This is a genomic window from Algoriphagus ratkowskyi, assembly GCF_002150505.1.
Classification (GTDB): domain Bacteria; phylum Bacteroidota; class Bacteroidia; order Cytophagales; family Cyclobacteriaceae; genus Algoriphagus; species Algoriphagus ratkowskyi.
Genome location: NZ_MSSV01000003.1, coordinates 331,005 through 350,891, shown reverse-complemented (window position 1 = coordinate 350,891; position 19,887 = coordinate 331,005). Strand labels below are relative to the sequence as shown.

Sequence of the window (19,887 nt, the reverse complement as noted above, 5' to 3'; positions counted from 1 at the left end):
ATGACTAAACTTATACCGATTTTTATCAATGGACGAAAATGGATACAGCTTTCGCAGCTCTCAAATGAGCAATCCATAAAGTTGAAATCTTGGATACCTGTCAATTGCTTAAAGAAAATCAAGTTTCAAGGAAGTGAATTTAGCGATTGCTTAGCTTTTGAGACCTATGAATATTGGTTTCGCACCTATCAAATTTCTGAGCAAAAGCAGGCTCTGCTTGATTTTTAATCCAGTCCGAAACTTTTTCTCTTTTCATCAAAATATTTTCCCAGCTCTGGATAGAAGTCACTGTCGACTTCTGGAATACCGTCCAAGATCAATTCCATATTACCTTCCATCGCATCGGTATTTACTTGCATTCCCTCGATTAAGTAGACCAAGTCTTCCAAAGTTAAAGGTTCATAGCTCGATGAAGGATAGAGCATATACTCATTTCCATAGAAATCCACTGCTTCAAACTGAATTTTTCGCTCCAGCCAATGCGCATAAATACTAATTTGTTCTCCCCATTGGCTTTCGGGGTAGTTCAGTTTTACCATTAAAACAGAAGTAGTATCTTCTGTAAAATAGGTTTCAGGGCAGAATTTAAAATCAATCATCGGTCAAAAATAACAATTCCTTAAAATTCAGAATTTCAATCCAAATTTTGGATTGGATAATCGGGACTTTCGGGCTATTTTTGGGCACATTTACAGGTAGGTCATCTGGCTGCCGTTCCATTTAATTTTGCTTTCAAACACCTGATTATGAAAAGAGATACGCTTGTTTTTGACTTGATCAACGAAGAAGAAGACAGACAAAAGAGAGGCATCGAACTGATTGCTTCAGAAAACTTCACCAGTAAGCAAGTAATGGAAGCCGCGGGAAGCGTGCTTACAAACAAATATGCCGAGGGCCTTCCGAGTAAGCGCTATTATGGCGGTTGCGAGGTAGTAGATAAGATCGAGCAATTAGCTATAGATCGTGCCAAAGAGCTTTTCGGTGCTACTTGGGTCAATGTTCAGCCGCACTCAGGTGCTCAGGCAAATGCCGCTGTGATGTTGGCATGTTTAAAAGCTGGCGACGCTATTCTAGGTTTCGACCTTTCTCATGGTGGTCACTTGACCCATGGTTCTCCGGTAAATTTCTCCGGTAAGCTTTATGAGCCTCATTTCTATGGAGTAGAGGAAGAGACAGGAAGAATCGACTATGAAAAATTGGAAGAGAAAGCATTAGAGGTTTCGCCAAAGATGATTATTTGCGGAGCTTCGGCTTATTCTAGAGATTGGGATTATGCTAGATTGAGAGAGGTAGCCGACGAGGTGGGAGCTCTTTTGTTGGCAGATATTTCCCATCCATCTGGGATGATAGCAAAAGGACTTTTAAATGATCCGCTGGATCATTGTCATATCGTGACGACTACTACGCACAAGACCTTGAGAGGTCCAAGAGGTGGTATGATCATGATGCGTGAGGATTTTGACAATCCATGGGGAATGACTACTCCTAAAGGAGAAATCAGAAAGATGTCTTCGTTATTAGATATGGGCGTATTCCCAGGTACTCAAGGCGGTCCTTTGGAGCATATTATTGCTGCAAAAGCTGTTGCATTTGAAGAGTGTCTTTCAGACGAATACATGCATTATATACTTCAGGTAAAAAAGAATGCATCCGTTATGGCTGATCAGTTCGTAAGTCTGGGATATCAAATTATCTCTGGAGGAACGGATAATCACATGATGCTCATCGATCTTCGAAATAAAGATCTTACTGGGAAAGTAGCTGAGCAGACTCTTGGGAAAGTGGATATTACCATCAACAAAAACATGGTTCCATTTGATACTAAGTCTCCATTTGTTACTTCTGGAATGAGAATAGGTACAGCAGCTGTTACTACCCGTGGTTTGAAAGAAGATGATATGTTAAAGATTGTCAGCTTGATTGACAGAGCTTTGATGAATTATGAGAATGACGCCGAATTGGCAAACATCCGTAGCGAAGTAAACGCTTGGATGAATGAGTTTCCATTATACTAGAATTTAGACACTACCCGTGGCGTTAGACCAATACCAAGAAGAAGAGGAAGAAGGAGGAATGTCCTTTTTGGATCATTTAGAAGCTTTACGCTGGCATTTGCTGCGTTCAGTTTCAGCGATTCTGATTTTATCTGTTGCGGCCTTTTTGGCCAAAAGCTTTGTTTTCGGAATTGTAATATTAGGACCTTCCAAAGTTGACTTTATCACCTATAGGTGGCTGTGTCAACTTAGTGATTATGTAGGTGTTCAGGCTCTTTGTATAGACGAGCTGCCATTTACAATCCAAAGTAGGCAGATGACTGGACAGTTTACCATGCACATGACTTCGAGTTTTGTGGTGGGATTTATTGCTGCATTTCCTTTTGTATTCTGGGAAGTATGGCGATTTATCAGTCCGGGATTATACGATCAGGAAAAGAATGCTGCTAGAGGAGCCGTTTTCTTTGTTAGTTTGCTGTTTTTCATGGGCGCTGGTTTTGGGTACTTTATCCTTTCTCCGCTTTCGATCAACTTCCTTTCTAACTATCAACTGGATCCGTCGATTCTGAATGAATTCGACATCACTTCCTATATTTCTACGCTCACGATGTTGGTGCTCGCTTCTGCGATCATGTTCCAACTCCCTGTAGTAGTCTATTTCTTGGCAATGTCAGGAATGGTGACTTCTGGGATGCTTAGGGCGTATAGAAGACATGCGATGGTTATAATCCTTGTATTATCAGCGATCATCACACCTCCGGATGTTATCAGTCAAATATTGATTGCAATGCCGATACTGGTTTTGTATGAAGCTGGAATTCAGATTGCGAAGAGATTAGAAAAAAAGAGAGCAGCTAGAAAAGCGAAGGAAGAAGTGGATGATGCCCTTTAATTTTAGACGTTAGACATAAGTATCAAGAAGCAAGATTGTAGAGTCTAAAATCTATAGCTTGAGATAAAATTGGAAGGTCAGGAATACTTCGGTTTCCTGTCTTCAATCTTCGGTCTTTAAAGAAAAAGTTATGACAATGAAAATAGCAATAGGTGGAGATCACGCAGGTTTTGAATACAAAGCTAAAATGGTCAGCAAATTGGAGGCACTTGGCTATGAAGTAAAGGATTTTGGTCCTTTCTCGGATGCTTCTGTGGATTACCCAGATTATGTGCATCCCTTAAGTTCGGCAATCGAAGCCGGTGATTATGAGTTGGGCATTGTGATCTGCGGATCTGGAAATGGCGTTGCCATCACTGCTAATAAACATCAGGGAATCCGTGCCGCATTATGCTGGAATGAGGAATTGGCAGTTTTGTCGCGACAACACAATAATGCAAATGTACTCGCTCTACCTGCTAGATTCATCTCGTATGAACTGGCTGAAAAGCTAGCAGAAACTTTCCTTACTACGGATTTTGAAGGTGGCAGACACCAGAATCGCGTGAGTAAAATAGCTTGTAGTTAAAAAATGGCGGATGCCGGTTTTCCGGTGTTACATGTAAAAGCCCATCTTGTGTGAACAGGATGGGCTTTTTGTGGTTAAAAGACTATTTTGTTGAAAAGTTTTATTTCTACAAACTTAGAGTTCCATCAGATATTTGACTAGCCATAATAAGTGCATTATATAAATTGGCAATTTTACCGGATTTGGAGATTTCAGCAAAAGACTTTTCTTCTCCATCTGGTCCACCTACATGAACATTAATAGCCGGAGAAATCCCTGAATTCATAATGATTTGCTTCACTTGAGTAGCATTTAAACCTGGGAAATAAGATCGAATTAGAGCTGCTAAGCCTGCTACAGCTGGAGCTGCCATAGAGGTACCTCCCTGAAATTCATAGGAATCATCTGGCATGGTCGAGTAAATCTCATCGCCTGGGGCGAAGATGTCCACATTCTCTTTTCCATAATTAGAAAATACCGCGATCATGTTTGACCCATAAATAGGGGACAACGCTCCTACAGTAAGATATCTATCCTTCAAGTCTTGTGATTTTATTGCTGGATTATCATTTGGAAAGTTTGGGTTTTGTGGAGAGTCTAGATCAATCGCGTCATTACCAGCAGCATGGACAAACAAAACATCTTTGGAAGCGGCGTATTTCAATGCCTCATAGACCCATTCTGAATTTGGTGAAAAGCCTTTTCCGAAACTGGCATTGATCACTTTCGCTCCGTTATCTGCTGCATATCGTATGGCAAGAGCAATATCTTTATCATATTCATCCCCATTTGGAACGGCCCGAATAGACATGATTTGGACATTTTTTGCAACGCCATCTACTCCTTTTTTATTCTTACGAGTAGCAGCAATTATCCCTGCAACATGTGATCCATGGCTTTCTGTGGAGTGTCTGGCCATTGGATTTCCATTGCCATAGTTCGTATCTGCGATGTCATAAGGATTATCTTTTACCTGAGTACGCCCGTTGAAGTCCACATTCAAATTGTAATCAAGCTGATCACTATAATATTTGATTCCATCTTGAAGATCTTTAATTGCCAGTGCAACTTCCTGTCCCATACCTATTACCTGCATGAGCATGCCAACTGTTCTCTCTTCTTGTGTGTTTTTCGGCTGAAAGCCTTCCAAGTCCTCTAGAGAATAAACTTCCTTACCCAAGGATTTTTGCATGCTTTGGTCAGCCATGCTAATTAACTGCTCAATTTGCTTGAGTTGTGGTAGCGCTAAATTGGCTTCACTGACCTTTTCCTCCAGCTTCTCTTGCGCAGCTTGCTGATATGCTGGGTCTCCAATTTTTAAGCGTAAGATCCGAGCCATCTCCAATTGTTCATTGTAAGATTCACCCAAGAAATTATATCCATGAATATCATCTACATAGCCATTGCCGTCATTATCTATTCCATCTCCAGGTTTTTCGCCCGGATTGGTCCAAAGCACATCTTTGATGTCTTCGTGAGCTAGATCAATCCCGGAATCTATAACTGCCACTATAACTTTTTCTCCTTTGCGTTTTTTCAGAAGTTCGGTATAGGCACGATCTACGCTCATTCCCGGAATCGTGTCCTTTTGTAAATCTAAATGTCCCCAATGTTTAGCTTCGTTCTCTGTCAACTCAGCTATTTTGGGACTGTTGCTTGGATAACTAATTGGAGGGGCGGTGATTATGGAAGAGGAATTACATCCCATCACTATCAGGCCAATGCCTAACCCTGCCAATAATTTAAAATTGGATTTAATCATAGGTAAATGTAACGCCAGCATTTATAAAAAGGAGGGATTTTGGCTGTTAAAAAAGGTGAAGTTAGGTAGTTTTTACTTGAGTGGGCTTGGATAAAATTCCTTCACTCTAATAAGGCAATTTCACTAGCTAAAACCATCAGCCATCAGAATTTTATTGATTGACTTTTGCATCATTACCATCTCTACATTTAATGGCGCAGTTATAAGTTAGTCTGCTGAATAAATTTGGAAAGAGATTTAGCTGACCTGTGCTTAGGCAGATTTTAGTGAATTAAGCATTCTATATTCTAGCTTACATTCAGAGGTGCTATAAATTCCTTTATCCATTTACATTTTATGGGATATAAGATTAATGTTCTTGGAGCTTATGTGTTAAGTTAAGAATAGTAAATTCTGCAGGTCTTACTGCAGCTATTCCTATTTCGATAATTAGATTTCCATCTAGAATGTCCTGCGCAGACATGGTCTGACCCAAACCTACTCGCACGAAAAATGCTTGATCTGGTTTGGCTCCTACGAGTGCTCCATCTCTCCATAGTTTGATTAGGAAATTTTCAATCAGTGTTTTGGCACGTAGCCAAGTATTAGCATCATTTGGCTCAAAGACCACGAATTTCGTCGCTTTTTTCAAAGATTCTTCGATGAAAATAAAGAGTCTCTTGACTGGAATATAGCGCCACTCATTGTCATTTCCTGCTAATGTTCGAGCTCCCCACACTAGGGTTCCTTTACCCGTAAATTGACGAATAACATTGATTGATTTTCCAGAAGTTACATCTACATTGAAAGTTTCTTGCTGTTGATGGGACAGGTCGAGAGATGGACCGATTACATTTCGTACATCCACATTTGCGGGTGCTTTCCAAACGCCCCGTTCACGATCTACTCTAGTGTAGATCCCTGCAATAGCACCAGAGGGAGGCAATGTGATGTACTGTTGTTTGATTTCATTGTGGACGCTACGACCAAGACTAGGGTTACTGTTTTGCAGTGCAGCCAAAGTTAGAGAGTCTGAAACACCTGCTTCCAAAAGAGGGAAGCCTGAAGGATAAATATTTCTATGCGTGATTGTCAAATGTGTTGGAGAATAGGCATAATTCAAAGAGGTGCTTAGGTTTGGATAATAAGCCGCTCCATATTTTAGATTGGAGTATCCTACACAATTGTCTCTAAAATTATGCGCATCACTTACAGGATCAGCAGTCACATCTTTGACATCTATGATTACGAACCGATCTTTCAATATTTTACATTGTGTTAGTGCGGCATCGTAGATGTCTTTATACAAGGACCCGATTGTTTGTGGAGGTGAAGCAGGAATTATGTCAGGAAACACCAATAAAGTAGGTTCATCAATTGCTTTAATAGCTTCCAGACCTCCCAAAATACTTTCAGGATTAGTAGAATTACCTTTGTCTGGAACATTAGTAAAGCTACCTACAGAGAGGATATAGCATGGTCCTCCTCCATTTGAAAAGTATAGCTGCAGACAATAATAAAGTTTGAATGGGCTAGGATGCTTGGGGGGTATTGCAGTTATCGTTCTATTAGATATTTTTTCACCAAGTCCTTTGGCAGCCTCATAGCTGTCTTCTATTGTGATAGTAAAACTTTCAGGATTTCCTTTTCCAAATATACCTTCAAACTCAAGCATACTCGTAATTCGAGTAGGAACACCTTGGACATTTTCTGCATTTTTTTGAGCCAAATCCGTATGGCCTATAAATGCTGGAATCGCTGTCTCGACTTGAGCTACAGATGCTGGGAGATTAAAGATCTCTTTAAAATATACTCCTGGTGTTCTGTATTTTGACATGGCTAAATGTGTTTTGAATTAGTAACATTAAGCACTTCAAACTCATCATTTACTCTTTTTTCTGTTGAATTTCACAGAGTCTTCGTGGATTTTTTTGAGTCTGCTCAGCCTCAGAAATGACAAGGTTGGCTCATTAAAAGTTTCTTGAGCTTCAACTTCTTCGATTTTGGGTAGTTCTTGATTTTGGCAAACTCCACCAGTTTCATTTCTTAGGACAAAGAGCAAAAATCCATTAACCTAATTAGAGATACATAAAAAAAGGACATTTAAGAGAAGAGAAAAGTGCTCTCTAAAATAGTCTTTATTTACTTGTTATTCAAGTGATTAAAATCAAAGTCTACCTCCTTCTTTTTTTTAAGAATTACAGCGCTCTACTTTTTCAAAGAGAAAACACCCGGTGAGGTCCTGATGTATTGTATTTCCAAAGCTGGAAATTGCTTGAGTAATTCTTCAAAGTCGCCATGAGGGTCAAGCACCGTAGTCGGTTTTTGTTTTTGAAGCATTTGAAAGAGCCTAGCCTTTTCTCTCAAACCACGGTCCTGATCTAAATAGAGTTTACTTAATCGATAATTAAGAAATGGTCCACCAAGGCTTGCATTGAGATAAGGCGACAAATCATCACCCAATACCAGAATATCTCCAGTAAATTTTACATCTTTTTTTGCTACAAAATAATCCGAATCGGTGTTTTCCTGATGCCAGTACCAAAATGCGATAGCAGGAAGCGCCAGTACTAAAAGGTAAAAAGAGATTTTGGCGATGATTTCTTTTTTGGTATTTAAAAAGAATTGGGTAATTAGATACGTAAGCCCTGGAATCAGAATTACTAATTGATAGGCAGCTTGTTTTTTGATTATGAAAAACTCAGCAGCTGAAAATAATATCCAAATAAAGATTAATTGTCGCTGCTTCTGCTGGTTAATAGTGGATCCACGCAATACTGAGGCCATGAAATAACCCGCTGTAGCCAGCAAGACCGGGAATATTCCAAGATATAGCCAACTTAAAAGTGACTGATATTCATACTTCTCAGATAGAAATGTGAGTGGCCATATTTGAATTGCCTCCTCTAGACCATCATTCCAAAAATAAAATACTGAGATCAATAAAAGTGGAAGGAAATATCCAACCAGTGAGAGCATCAACTGACGAAAGGAAAAGCTACTGATGGCGATCCCTGTAAAAATCATATAGGGTAGAAATACGATATAGTTAGGATGAAAACCTGTCGCCAACCCTGCATAAATGCCTATCAATAAGGTAGATTCACTGGTGTCTTTTTGTAGAACAGTTTGTGAGAAAAGCTGCCCAAGTGCCAATACCAAAAATGTGCTTCCCAATAATGCAGGACTCAGACTGAGTAAATCAAATGAAAAATGGAAAAGTGCCGCCATGATGATCGCCGGCAGATATGTGTTTACATCAAAAGCCTTAAATTTGATCAGAGTGGAATTCCAATACAGGATCTGAAAGGATATTAAAATCCTACCCACCACTTCATAGGCAAAAAGACTACGACCAAAGAGCAGATCCATAAATGTGAAAAACCCTGCTGATAGAGGTCCGTTGTCATCTATGATATCTTGGTATAGAAAATATCCTTGACCTAAACGCTCTCCCAGAAGCATCCACATCAATTGTGGATTGGTAATTGGGAAAGGATTGAGCGTTAAATAGACGACTGAGAGCAATAGAATATATATTCCGATGCCGATTAGCCTGAAGGGATCATTTAATTTAAAAAAGCTGAACAAGGTAAATTGGAGAAGAGTGTTTGGTAGGTTTTGCTCAAAATTAAAGCTTGCCCAACTATTTCGCTAAATTTGTACCACAAATACTTCATATGGAAAGTAAAAGACAACAAAAATATTCCAAGCTAATTCAAAAAGAGCTCGGCGATATATTTCAAAAAGAATCAAAACACCTGGTCGGTCGTGCCATGGTGACGATCACACGAGTGATGATGAGTCCGGATTTAGGCTTGGCAAAAGTTTACTTAAGCTTTTTATTGGCTGATCCTGAAACTACGTATAAGCTGATCAATGAACACAAGAAGGAAATCAGACATCAACTTGCGAAGCGAATTGGCAAGTCTGTTCGTGTGATTCCTGAGATTGCATTATTTCCAGATGATTCTGCAGCTTATGCGCAGCATATGGACAAGGTGATCTCTAATCTTTCTATTCCACCGGCACCACCCAAGGAACAAGATCAAGAAGAAGAGGATTAATCTAGCCATCGTTGAATCTCAGCTTTTTCATAGCCTCCAGGTATTTTCGCAGTAAGAAGAAGCGGAACTTCATTACCATTTTGTCCAGAATTTCTATGATAGGAGTTGCTGTGGGCACGATGGCATTGGTGATTGTGATGTCTGTGTTCAATGGTTTGGAAGATTTGATTCGAGGTATGTTTGCAAGCTTTGATGCTGAGCTGAAAATCGAAGCTGCTGTAGGGAAAAGTTTTATGACTAGCGAAGAATGGCTAGATAGTATTAAAAATGTAGAGGGTGTTGCAATTCTCACTGAGATCATCGAAGACAACGCTTTATTGGATTACAATGGCAATCAGATGATCGGAAGAATCAAAGGTGTATCCGATAATTTTCTTGATCAGGAGCGATTCTCCAGAGGTTACTTTTGGGGAGATACTACCTTGGGTACAGCTTTAAATCCTGCGGCGATTTTAGGTAGAGGTGTAGGATTTTTCCTATCAGTGAATCTCGACAATGTAAATGTTCCGCTGAAAATCTACTATCCAAAAGCTCCCAGAAGTGCTGCGTCTATCGATCCATCTCAGTTCTATGAATCTGCTTTACTAGATCCCGTAGCCTATTTTAGTATAGGGGATCGCCAGTTTGATGACGAATATGTGATTGCACCACTTGCTTTTGTTAGAGACTTGCTGAAATATGAGAGTAAAAGAACGGCACTAGAAGTGAAAGTAGCCAAAGGCTATTCGATTGCCGAAGTTCACAAACGATTAACAAATCATCTAGGCGAAAACTTCTTGGTGAAAAATGCGGATGAGCAACACGCAGGTTTGATCCGTACTGTTAAGATGGAAAAGCTATTCACCTTCCTTGCCCTAACTTTTATATTAGCGATAGCTTCCTTCAATATTTTCTTTTCGTTGAGTATGTTGGCGATAGAAAAGAAGAAAGATATAGCTGTGCTAAAAGCGATGGGTGCCACGGAGAAATTGATCAGAAGTATTTTCTTAAAACAGGGGGCCTTAATTGCTTTAAGTGGAGCCTTGATAGGCCTGGTTTTGGGTTACTTGGTTTGTTGGCTGCAGCAAGCCTTTGGATTGGTGTCTTTGGGTATTTCTTCTGCAGTGGTAGACGCTTACCCAGTGAAAATGATTTGGACTGACTTTCTATGGATAAGTTTAGCGATGATAGGAATCACATTGTTGGCCTCTTCAAGACCTGCCTGGATTGCATCAAAAGTTGAAACTGTGAAGGAAATTTAATGACAGGTATTAAGATGTTGGCAGAGCTATAGTATGTCAAACAATTCTAGCTTCATACAAAATTCGAATTATAATTGCGTTTAGTATTCTATATAAATAGCTGATAGTCAGCGATAATAAACCGAGTCTCGATTCTCGTATATTCCAATAGCAAATATAGCCTTGTATTTCCTGTTGGAGGCATGCTTATTGGGGGCTAAAGCGGTTCACCTTAGTTTGTAAATTAATTATCCAATGAAGAGCGTATTGCCCCGATTATTTGTCTTGGTTTTTTTATTGTCCTGTCCCACCATCACCTTTGCTCAAGACAGCGATGCGGATAAAGGATCTCTCACATCAGGAACTATCGATAGCCAGTTTGAGTACATCTACAATAGCTCCAATAATTTTCAAGAATATAAGGTAGTTAAGCAGACCAATTTGGATAAGCTTAAGTCGAATATTCTGGATTCTATGAGGACGATGAGGTCTGAAGTTCTAGATCTTAAGCTACTGATTGCAAGCGAAAAAGACTCAATCATAAACTTAAAAACCTTTTTGGTCACAGCTGAATCAGAGAAACAGGAGGCTATTGCCGAAAAGGAAAATTTCTCTTTTCTGGGTATGGGAATACAGAAGACAGTATACTCTTCTATGATGTGGATATTGGTTGCAGTCCTTGCTGGAGCGCTTTCCATCTTCACCTTTCAGTATTTCAGTAGTTTTAAAAAAATTAGAAAAGCCCAAAAGGACTTGACTGAAGTGCAAGAAGAATTCGAAAATCATCGTAAAATTATGCTTGATCGCGAACGTAAGATGAAACGGGAATTGGTTGATGCACAAATGGGCAGAAAGTAGCTTTATTCCTCAAATCTTTTTTTAAGATTAGTAACTTTTGTGCTTCACATTCTTTTCCAGTAGGTTTAAGGGTGATATCTAATGCACGACTATCAGAGAGTAGCTTTCAACGGGAGCATTTTTACTTCCAAATCCTCTATAGCAACAGTCAGCAATTGAAAGAATTTGCCTTCTAAAGGTGGGTCAACTAGGGATTTAAACTAGTAATTATCAATCCTAACAAGCTGCAGAATAACAACATGTTTTTAAGTTTAGGGTGAGTTATGAAGATTTAATTTTGTAGCGAGCTAAGGTCTCATTTCGATTCCTTGACTCAATACGCTATTTGGATCTTAAACCTTTCACTTCTACTACAGAATTCCTTATAAAAAGCGTTAAATTTGCCGCAGTAATACCAAAATTAACGGATGGCTAAGAAAAGAGGAACTGCTTTAGACGAGAGTGAAAAAAGGAAATTGAATAAGCAGAATTTAAGCAAATTGGGAGGCATCTTTCAATTTTTATTGCCTTATAAAGGTCAGTTTTTTTTAGGAATGATTTTCCTGATTTTTTCTTCACTTACCCTACTCACATTTCCCTTTGTAGCTGGCAAGCTAATCGATACGGCTCAAGGGGAAGATTGGATAGTCAATGATATTAACTCAATTGCGCTGATTTTGGTCGGGATTTTAGCTGTACAAAGCATATTTTCATTTTTCCGAGTTTGGCTTTTTTCACTAGTTTCAGAGCGATCCATGCGAGATATTCGTCTGGCGTTGTACTCGAGGTTGGTGCGCTTACCGATGACATTTTTTGACCAGCGCCGCACTGGAGAATTGATAAGTCGAATCACTTCTGATGTTAGTATGCTGCAGGACACCTTCTCGGTAACACTTGCAGAGCTTTTTCGTCAGGTTGTTACCCTCGTAGCAGGTGTAATTTTCTTGATGGTTATGACTCCTAAGTTGACCTTATTTATGCTAACTACTTTCCCTGTGCTGGTAGTTATTGCAATGTTTTTTGGGAAATTTATCCGAAAACTCTCGAAAAGTACCCAAGATGAACTCGCCGCCGCAAATGTGATTGTGGAGGAGACCCTTCAGTCCATTAGTACTGTTAAGTCTTTCGTCGGAGAAGTCTTCGAGTCTACGCGATATGGCGCTGGGTTGAATAGAGTTGTTGGTGTAGCTCTTAGAGCCGCAAAATACCGTGGAGCCTTCATCTCATTTATCATTTTCGCCTTATTCGGTGGGATTGTGGCGGTGATGTGGTACGGAGCTAGTTTGGTGAGTTCTGGAGATATGAGTGTTGGGGAATTAGTCTCATTTGTGCTATATACCACGTTTATCGGTGCATCTATCGCTGGATTAGGAGATATTTATGGGCAAGTTCAAAAAGCAATTGGCTCATCTGAGCGTGTGTTGGAAATATTGGACGAAGAACCTGAGTCTGTTTCAGGTACAAAAGCTATTAATTTTCAAGGCAAAATTGCATTCAATCAAGTTGGTTTTCATTATCCAACCAGACCTGAAATGGAGGTACTTAAAGACTTGACTTTCCATGTAAATCCAGGAGAAAAAGTAGCGCTTGCAGGTCACTCTGGAGCTGGGAAATCTACCATCATTCAATTGCTTATGCGATTCTATGACGTGCAGAAAGGTTCAATTCAGGTTGATGATCGCCCACTCAGTGATTGGAATTTGCAAAACCTTCGATCTCATGTAGGAATGGTTCCTCAGGAAGTGTTGCTTTTCGGTGGATCTATTCGTGAGAATATCGAATATGCAAAGCCAGGAGCGTCAGAAGAAGAAATTATTTTGGCTTCGAAAAAAGCCAATGCCTGGCAATTTATTTCGCAATTTCCTGAAGGTCTAGATACATTGGTAGGTGAACGTGGAGTGAAGCTTTCTGGTGGTCAGAGGCAGCGCGTGGCAATAGCCCGAGCTATATTGAAAGATCCATCTATTTTAATATTGGATGAAGCTACTTCGTCTTTAGATGCGGAGTCAGAACATTTGGTACAGGAAGCATTGGATGAATTGATGAAAGGAAGAACAACTATTATCATTGCACACAGGCTGGCTACCATCCGAAAAGTTGATAGAATATATGTGCTCAGCGACGGCGAAATAGTTGAGCAAGGCACCCATTTGGATCTTCTCAATAGAGAAGAAGGTTTCTATGCTAACTTAGTTCGATTGCAATTTGCTGATTAAGATAGATTGTGGGCAGAGATTGATTTGATCATTCCCATGAATTTCTCTAGGTACATTTTAGAGTTAGGAAAAAGTCTTTGCATCTCCTCTTGGTCTAATAGCCTGATTTCATCAAGATACTGTTGAGCATCTTTTGCATCCCATTTTTGGAGTCGACTTAGTTTTGTTTTAGTCAAGAAAAAATGAAGCAGAGGCTTAGGGGCGTACTGCGCAAAAGGGATCGCGTAATGGGCTTCCACAGGAAAGTACCGATTTGGGGTTTGGATGAAATGCTTTTTTCCTACACGAATAATCTCCTTCGCCATTTTTTGTTGATTCTCCCAAGTGTAAAGGTGCTCAATCACCGAATTTGAAAAGACTAGGTCAAAACTGTTATCTGAAAATTCAGACATGTTGGTAGCATCTCCTACGACCGATCTAAACTTAGGATGATCAATTTCTTCCTGATCAAGATTAAGGAGGATGATTTCAATATTTGGAAGTGAAAGGAGTCTGCTCGTATTCCAAAAGTAGGCAGCTCCACCCACGTCTAATACTCGAATAGGATCGTCTTTTGAGAAATTTAGAAAAAATAAATCTTCGAAATCTTTTTGTCTTTGGTTTCTGAATTTGGCTCCCAAAGATTCGGGATTGTCGGAAGGTGAAAATAAATTCGTAATAAAACTCATGCGTTGCCTTAGCGGCTTTTCGGCTATTAAATAATTACAAAAGTAATCAGCATTGATGACTCTTTGCTTAATTAAAGCGTCGAAATGATCCTCATTTTTTAATTAAATCAATCTGGATAGAATTCTTTAGGATTTATAGCAATTTGCTAGGATCTGCTCGTAGTAATTTAGCCTTTTATGTTCTAAAGCTAATTCTGTAAGGTATCCATCATTTATCTAAATTTTTCTCGATGTATATTTTTTAGAAAAAATTTGAATTCCGAAAAAAAAGCCCTCCAGGTAAACTGGAGGGCTATTGTTGTCTGATTGAATATTAACTAGGTCCTATTAAACTTTAAAGAGTGCTTCAAAGAATCCCATCGTTTCGCCTTTCCTTTTAAAGATCAACATCGGTAATTTATTGTTCACGGTAACAAGTTTTTCTGCAACGCTACCTAAAAGGATGGCAGCTGATTTTGTTTTTCCTCTAGAGCCCAACAAGATCATATCAGCTTCGATCTTTTCAGCTTCTTCCAATAGTGCTTTACCTTGACCCTCTCCATCATTTAATACAAATCGGCATTGCAATCCTGTGTGGTTGAACTTCTGAATAAAACGGTTAAAGTCCTCTTGTGCATTGTCTTTCATGATTTCTGAAAATTCTTCAAAGGTCTTACCTGTTTTAGAATATCCATGTGGGACCTCGTATAAGTGAACTGGCATAAGTTCTGCACCTAAATCCTCAGAGAGTCTTTCGGCAAATGTATAGATCAAATCAGTGTGATCAGAAAAATCGGAAGGGATCATAATTTTCTTCGGTAATCCTGGAGGTCTTTTTTCCTGCAAAAGTAAAACAGAGCAAGGAGCCTTTTTAGCAACCCCCTTGGCGATAGATCCACTTCCTTCCAATGTTTCTTTTCTGCCCATAATGATTATATCCACATCTTTAATCTTAGCCCATCGAAGTAGGGTTTCCAATGGATGTGGTCCTTCTTCTGCAAAAACTTCGATTTCCATACTTTCAGGAAAATCAAAATTCTTAAGTTTTGATGTGATTAAGGCTTCGATGGATTCATCTCCAGGAGCCAATAATTCAGGATGCTTTTTCAGAATTTCATCGGGTACAGCTAGATTTTTTGCTACATGAACGAAGTAGCATTTATCTATTCCGAGGAATTTCAGGTACACTATCGTTTTTTTGATCAGGATATCATCCATCTCAGTTAGATCAAGGCCAATCATGGCCTTATAAAAATGCTTCATAGCTGTTAGGTGTTATTTCCCCTTAATTTAAACCTTTGATTCAGTTTATTGAATAGTTTTTATGTTTTTACCAGATGAATTCCTTTTCGAGGTAATTTAGCCTGATGAAATCGGTCGAGTTAGAAATCCTTGAATGTGTAATTATTCGCAAGACCAGAATGTATCCCGAAATATTGCGGTAGGGGTAGTCAAATAGAGTAAAATTATAAAACTATATAATTTTGCCTGTCTGAGGCAAATATCTCTAATCAAATGCCGCAGGCAGAGGCCTGCTCATATTCTAGTATAATGAGGCCTTTGAAATTTAAAATTATACACATGAAAATGATGCAAAAGTATTTTTTGGCAGTCGTGCCTGAAGGTAAGGTTATGGAGCGCATAACAAAGCTGAAGGTGGAAATCAAAGATCGTCATCAGGCTAAATTTGCACTTAAATCACCTGCTCACATTACCGTTAAAATGCCATTTATTTACAATGAGGCAAAGGAAAACAAGTTGATTTTAAAACTAGGCGAATTTATAGAAGATTATAGACCGATGCTTATGAGAATTAGGGGTGTCAAGACATTTGGTCAACGAGTAATTTACTTAGGAGTGGATGATACACCGGATTTATTTGATTTTCAACGTGAGTTAAAATCTTTTTGCAAGCGTGAGTTGAATCTAGTTGATGAATTGAGTGATCGGAATTTTCATCCCCATATGACAATTGCTTTCAAGGATATAAAGAAAGAACAGTTTCAGAATATTCTAAAACTTGCTACTGAGACTAACTTGGATGAAGTACTAAGCGTAACGACAATTGCACTTCTGAAAAAGGTAGAAGGTAGGTGGGAAGTATTGGAAAATCTAAAATTAGGTCAACGTTGAGTAATTTTTATGCAGATTTTTTGATAATTGGATATTGGTTAAATAAATGATTTACGATAAAAAAAATAATATTTCGTAATAATAAGAAAAGGCAGAATTATATAGTTTTTATCGGATTGGTTTTTTCTTATGCTTCCATATTATGTTGTAGTTTTTATCTAAAACTATTAGTTTTAAAAAAATTAAATTTGGAAAAATTGAGTAAAACAACTTTCGTAGTTTAGCTAGATCCTATCTTATTAGTTTTATGGTATGTAAAATCATATTACTTTTTCAAAAAAACAGAATTAAATTAATAGATTAACTCATAATAAAAAATATAATACTGTTAACTTGATATTCTAGTTGTTCAAATTTTGAAATTCATGTATTTTAACAAAATTTCAAAATATTATATTTTAGTAGGTTGATTTAGTGGCAGTTGAGCTTTTTTTGATGTGAAACTTTAGATTAATATTTGGGTTAAACATTACTTAACTATAAATGTTCAACCTATGAAGAAAGTTTTATTAACCTTTGCCTTCGCAATGCTATCCCTGGTGATGGTGCTGGCGCAGAGCAAGACGATCACTGGTAGGGTCACATCGGCAGAAGAGCCAGATGGAATTCCAGGTGCAAGTGTAGTAGTAAAAGGTACTGCACAAGGTGTGATCACTGATCTTGATGGAAGTTATTCTGTTCAAGTACCAGCTGACGCTTCTTCTCTTATTTTCAGTTTTGTTGGTTACCTAACTAAGGAAATGCCAATCGGTTCCGCTTCCATTATCAATGTGACAATGAATGTGGATGTCAAAACACTCAACGAAGTAGTGGTTGTAGGTTATGGTACCCAAGAACGAAGAGAAATCACTGGCTCGGTTACTTCTATTGATTCTAAGGCTATTGAGAACTTGATTTCTCCTTCCTTTGAGTCTCAATTAGCAGGTAGAGCACCAGGTGTCTCGATCACCACTCCAAGCGGTATTTTGGGAGCAGCGCCTATTATCCGTATTAGAGGTGTGAATTCACTTACTGCGGGTGCTGGACCGCTAATTGTAATCGATGGTGTGCCAGTAGTGAGCTCTGACAGATCTGCGGTGAACGCTTCCAACCCACTTGCGAACATTAATCCAGCCGACATTGCTTCTTTTGAAGTACTAAAGGATGGTTCTGCCTCTGCCATATATGGATCTAGAGCAGCTAACGGTGTGATCTTAATCACAACTAAAAGAGGTGCTGCGGGCAAAGCAAAAGTAAGTTATAACACTTCTATGGGCTTTAATGAAGCTGTAGAAACTTTTGATTTACTATCAGGTGATGAGTTTGTGACTATTGCTAATGAGAAAAGAACAAATGCTAATCAGTCGCCTCTAGCTAACCCTGGAGTTAATACAGATTGGCAAGATTTAGTATTCAGAAAGGGATTTGTGCAGCAGCACAATTTATCTATCAGCGGTGGCTCAGAAGCAACCAAGTATTTCTTCTCACTAGGTTTCACAGATCAGGAATCAGCAGTGCGTCCTAATGAATTGAGCAGATATTCTTTCAGAGCCAATGTGGATCACAGTATATCAAAGGCAGTAAGATTAGGTATGTCTATGTCCTATTCTTATACTGAGATTTATGGTTTAAATAATGGATCAAACTCACTTTCTGGTGCGATCTACAATTCAACCCGTGCATTGCCAAACGTTCCTATTTTTGATGCAGATAATACTGCGTTTGATGGATATAATATAACTGCAAATGGTGCTACCACTGGTTTTGGAACTAACCTTGCTGGTCCGGATAACAACATCCCAAATATTGGATTTGTAATAGACAACAATATTTACAGAAGCCGTACCCACAGAGTGATAGGTAATGCATATGGTGAAGTTGATATTGCTACTGGATTAACTGCAAGAAGCCAAATAGGAGTTGATTTGACCTTGGCGGATGATTTCCAATCTTTAGATGCAAGACATGGTGATGGTAGAAGTTCTAATGGTAGCGTCTATATGGCAACTAATCCAGCTTTCCTCTGGAACTGGCAGAATACTTTGAACTACCAAACAGTATTTGCAGAAGACCATAGTCTTAATGTAACTGCAGGTTTGGAATATCAGTTTGCTAAATATTATGGATTTAGTGGGTCTGCTACAGATATTTCTGATGATTATTTCAGAAGAAATAACCTAATAACAGGGTCATATAACAACCAATTCTCTTCAGGAAGCTACACTGAAAGAGGCTTCGATTCTTACTTTGGTAGATTGAATTACAGCTTCAAAGGAAAATATTTGGCTTCATTCACTTTAAGAAATGACGGTATTTCAGACTTAGTAGGAGATAACAAACGAGGTACTTTCTTTGGTGGATCCGTTGGATGGAGAGTTTCTGATGAGGCATTCTTTAATTCTGAGTTAATTTCTGATTTAAAATTCAGAGCTTCTTATGCAGAGGTAGGAAATACAGATATTGATTCATTCGCAGCATTCGGTGGATATGCACCTGTTCTGGGTGGTGCAGGAGCAGGAATTGGTTACAATAGAATAGCAAATACAGGTTTGCAGTGGGAAACGTCCAAGAAGCTGAACGTAGGTTTGGATATGACGATTGGTAAGGTGTCAGTTTCTGCAGATTACTTTAGCAATGATGTGGATGGCTTAATTCTAGCTGCTCCTACAGCCCCTTCTTTGGGAGTTCCAGGAAACAGCATCAATCAAAATATTGGTGCGATGACCAATTCAGGTTTTGAACTGAGAGTTGCTTCCAATGTCATAAACAGAGGAAAATTCTCATGGAATACTGATTTCAATATCACTTTCATTAAAAATGAAGTAACTAACTTGATTAGCCCAATCACAAGTACTTACAATAGAACTGAAGTTGGAAATTCAATAGGTGAACTTTACGGTTTTAGATGGGCTGGCGTTAATCCCGCGAATGGAAATCCAATGTATTATTCCGGTGATGATATTATTCAATATAACCTTCAGCAATCCATCGGTGGAGTATCGCAACTTAACTATAGAGCTTACGACCCAGCGAACCCTTCTGACATTTCTGTTAGAGCTACAAATGGACCTACTCAAGAGTTTTTGGGTGGCACATTACCTAAATGGCAAGGTGGCTGGTCGAATAGCTTTACTTTCGGTAATTTTGATGCGGAAATCTTTACAAGATTCTCCGGTGGAAACTACATCATGAATGAATCTCTTAGAGGTCTTTTAGGTCAAGGTTTTTCTAATAATCACGCAAGTATTTTAAACAGATGGACTGAAAGTGGTCAGGTTACTGACATGCCGAAATTATATTCTGGACAGGATCAAAACATGTGGCAAAACTCTGCATCGAACTCTAGATTTGTGGAGAAAGGGGATTATTTGAAAATTCAAAATATCGTTTTGGGTTATACTATTCCTGCAGCAGCACTTGAAACAGCATTTAGTGGAGCTATCTCCAATGCAAGAATTTTCGCTCAGGTTCAAAATCCTTTTACCTTCACTAAGTATACAGGATTGGATCCTGAAGCGAATAGTTATTCTAATCAAAGGCAATTTGGAGTTGATTGGAACGTAGCACCGATCGTACGTACTTACACTCTAGGCCTAAGCGTAGGTTTTTAAATT

At 38.8% G+C, this 19,887-nt stretch carries 16 protein-coding genes; 10 read left to right on the top strand and 6 right to left on the bottom strand.

The window, feature by feature from the left end:
* Entirely contained in the window at nt 1–228 is a 228-nt protein-coding gene (locus BVH02_RS05125; protein ID WP_086499753.1) for a hypothetical protein, read from the top strand.
* Here the strand turns inward: BVH02_RS05125 and BVH02_RS05120 are convergent.
* Nucleotides 225–599: a UDP-glucuronosyltransferase gene (locus BVH02_RS05120; protein WP_086499750.1), complete on the bottom strand. Its 375-nt coding sequence runs from the start codon at nt 597–599 to the stop codon at nt 225–227. The genes BVH02_RS05125 and BVH02_RS05120 overlap by 4 nt on opposite strands.
* 147 nt (nt 600–746) lie before the next feature.
* Between BVH02_RS05120 and BVH02_RS05115 the strand changes: the two genes are divergently transcribed.
* From BVH02_RS05115 to rpiB, 3 genes are all read left to right on the top strand, one after another.
* Complete coding sequence (locus BVH02_RS05115; RefSeq protein WP_086499748.1) at nt 747–2,015, top strand: serine hydroxymethyltransferase; 1,269 nt, start codon at nt 747–749, stop codon at nt 2,013–2,015.
* Between the two features lie 16 nt (nt 2,016–2,031).
* Nucleotides 2,032–2,886 (top strand): twin-arginine translocase subunit TatC, encoded by an 855-nt coding sequence (tatC, locus tag BVH02_RS05110; RefSeq protein WP_086499743.1) that lies wholly within the window; start codon nt 2,032–2,034, stop codon nt 2,884–2,886.
* Between the two features lie 130 nt (nt 2,887–3,016).
* On the top strand, nt 3,017–3,454 hold the full coding sequence (rpiB, locus tag BVH02_RS05105; protein WP_086499742.1) for a ribose 5-phosphate isomerase B: 438 nt from the start codon (nt 3,017–3,019) through the stop codon (nt 3,452–3,454).
* A gap of 106 nt (nt 3,455–3,560) precedes the next feature.
* Here rpiB and BVH02_RS05100 read toward each other — a convergent pair whose 3' ends face one another.
* The 3 genes from BVH02_RS05100 to BVH02_RS05085 form a co-directional block, all read right to left on the bottom strand.
* Nucleotides 3,561–5,195, bottom strand: a complete 1,635-nt coding sequence (locus BVH02_RS05100) for a S8 family peptidase (RefSeq protein WP_086499740.1) — start codon at nt 5,193–5,195, stop codon at nt 3,561–3,563.
* 349 nt (nt 5,196–5,544) lie between these two features.
* The gene (locus BVH02_RS05095) at nt 5,545–7,011 is read right to left on the bottom strand and encodes a phage tail sheath family protein (RefSeq protein WP_086499738.1); all 1,467 of its coding nucleotides are present in this window, start codon (nt 7,009–7,011) and stop codon (nt 5,545–5,547) included.
* Nucleotides 7,012–7,382: 371 nt separating this feature from the next.
* Nucleotides 7,383–8,702: a hypothetical protein gene (locus BVH02_RS05085; RefSeq protein ID WP_143244182.1), complete on the bottom strand. Its 1,320-nt coding sequence runs from the start codon at nt 8,700–8,702 to the stop codon at nt 7,383–7,385.
* Between the two features lie 152 nt (nt 8,703–8,854).
* Between BVH02_RS05085 and rbfA the strand changes: the two genes are divergently transcribed.
* From rbfA to BVH02_RS05065, 4 genes are all read left to right on the top strand, one after another.
* Complete coding sequence (rbfA, locus tag BVH02_RS05080) at nt 8,855–9,241, top strand: 30S ribosome-binding factor RbfA (protein WP_086499730.1); 387 nt, start codon at nt 8,855–8,857, stop codon at nt 9,239–9,241.
* An 11-nt stretch (nt 9,242–9,252) separates the two neighbouring features.
* Nucleotides 9,253–10,482 carry an FtsX-like permease family protein gene (locus BVH02_RS05075; RefSeq protein ID WP_205635709.1) on the top strand — a complete coding sequence of 410 codons (1,230 nt, stop codon included), beginning with the start codon at nt 9,253–9,255 and terminating at the stop codon, nt 10,480–10,482.
* Nucleotides 10,483–10,716: 234 nt separating this feature from the next.
* Nucleotides 10,717–11,319 (top strand): hypothetical protein, encoded by a 603-nt coding sequence (locus BVH02_RS05070; protein ID WP_191278311.1) that lies wholly within the window; start codon nt 10,717–10,719, stop codon nt 11,317–11,319.
* Nucleotides 11,320–11,726: 407 nt separating this feature from the next.
* The gene (locus BVH02_RS05065; protein ID WP_086499726.1) at nt 11,727–13,514 is read left to right on the top strand and encodes an ABC transporter ATP-binding protein; all 1,788 of its coding nucleotides are present in this window, start codon (nt 11,727–11,729) and stop codon (nt 13,512–13,514) included.
* On the opposite strand, the gene BVH02_RS05060 is transcribed toward BVH02_RS05065, so the two are convergent.
* Together BVH02_RS05060 and BVH02_RS05055 are read right to left on the bottom strand one after the other, a co-directional pair.
* Nucleotides 13,511–14,182, bottom strand: coding sequence for a class I SAM-dependent methyltransferase (locus BVH02_RS05060; protein WP_086499723.1), 672 nt, complete (start codon nt 14,180–14,182; stop codon nt 13,511–13,513). The genes BVH02_RS05065 and BVH02_RS05060 overlap by 4 nt on opposite strands.
* A 327-nt stretch (nt 14,183–14,509) precedes the next feature.
* The gene (locus BVH02_RS05055; RefSeq protein ID WP_086499721.1) at nt 14,510–15,424 is read right to left on the bottom strand and encodes a universal stress protein; all 915 of its coding nucleotides are present in this window, start codon (nt 15,422–15,424) and stop codon (nt 14,510–14,512) included.
* Nucleotides 15,425–15,742: 318 nt separating this feature from the next.
* On the opposite strand from BVH02_RS05055, the gene BVH02_RS05050 reads away from it, so the two are divergent.
* Together BVH02_RS05050 and BVH02_RS05045 are read left to right on the top strand one after the other, a co-directional pair.
* The gene (locus tag BVH02_RS05050) at nt 15,743–16,294 is read left to right on the top strand and encodes a 2'-5' RNA ligase family protein (protein ID WP_158093857.1); all 552 of its coding nucleotides are present in this window, start codon (nt 15,743–15,745) and stop codon (nt 16,292–16,294) included.
* Nucleotides 16,295–16,788: 494 nt separating this feature from the next.
* Nucleotides 16,789–19,884 (top strand): SusC/RagA family TonB-linked outer membrane protein, encoded by a 3,096-nt coding sequence (locus BVH02_RS05045; RefSeq protein ID WP_086499715.1) that lies wholly within the window; start codon nt 16,789–16,791, stop codon nt 19,882–19,884.
* Nucleotides 19,885–19,887 lie beyond the last annotated feature (3 nt).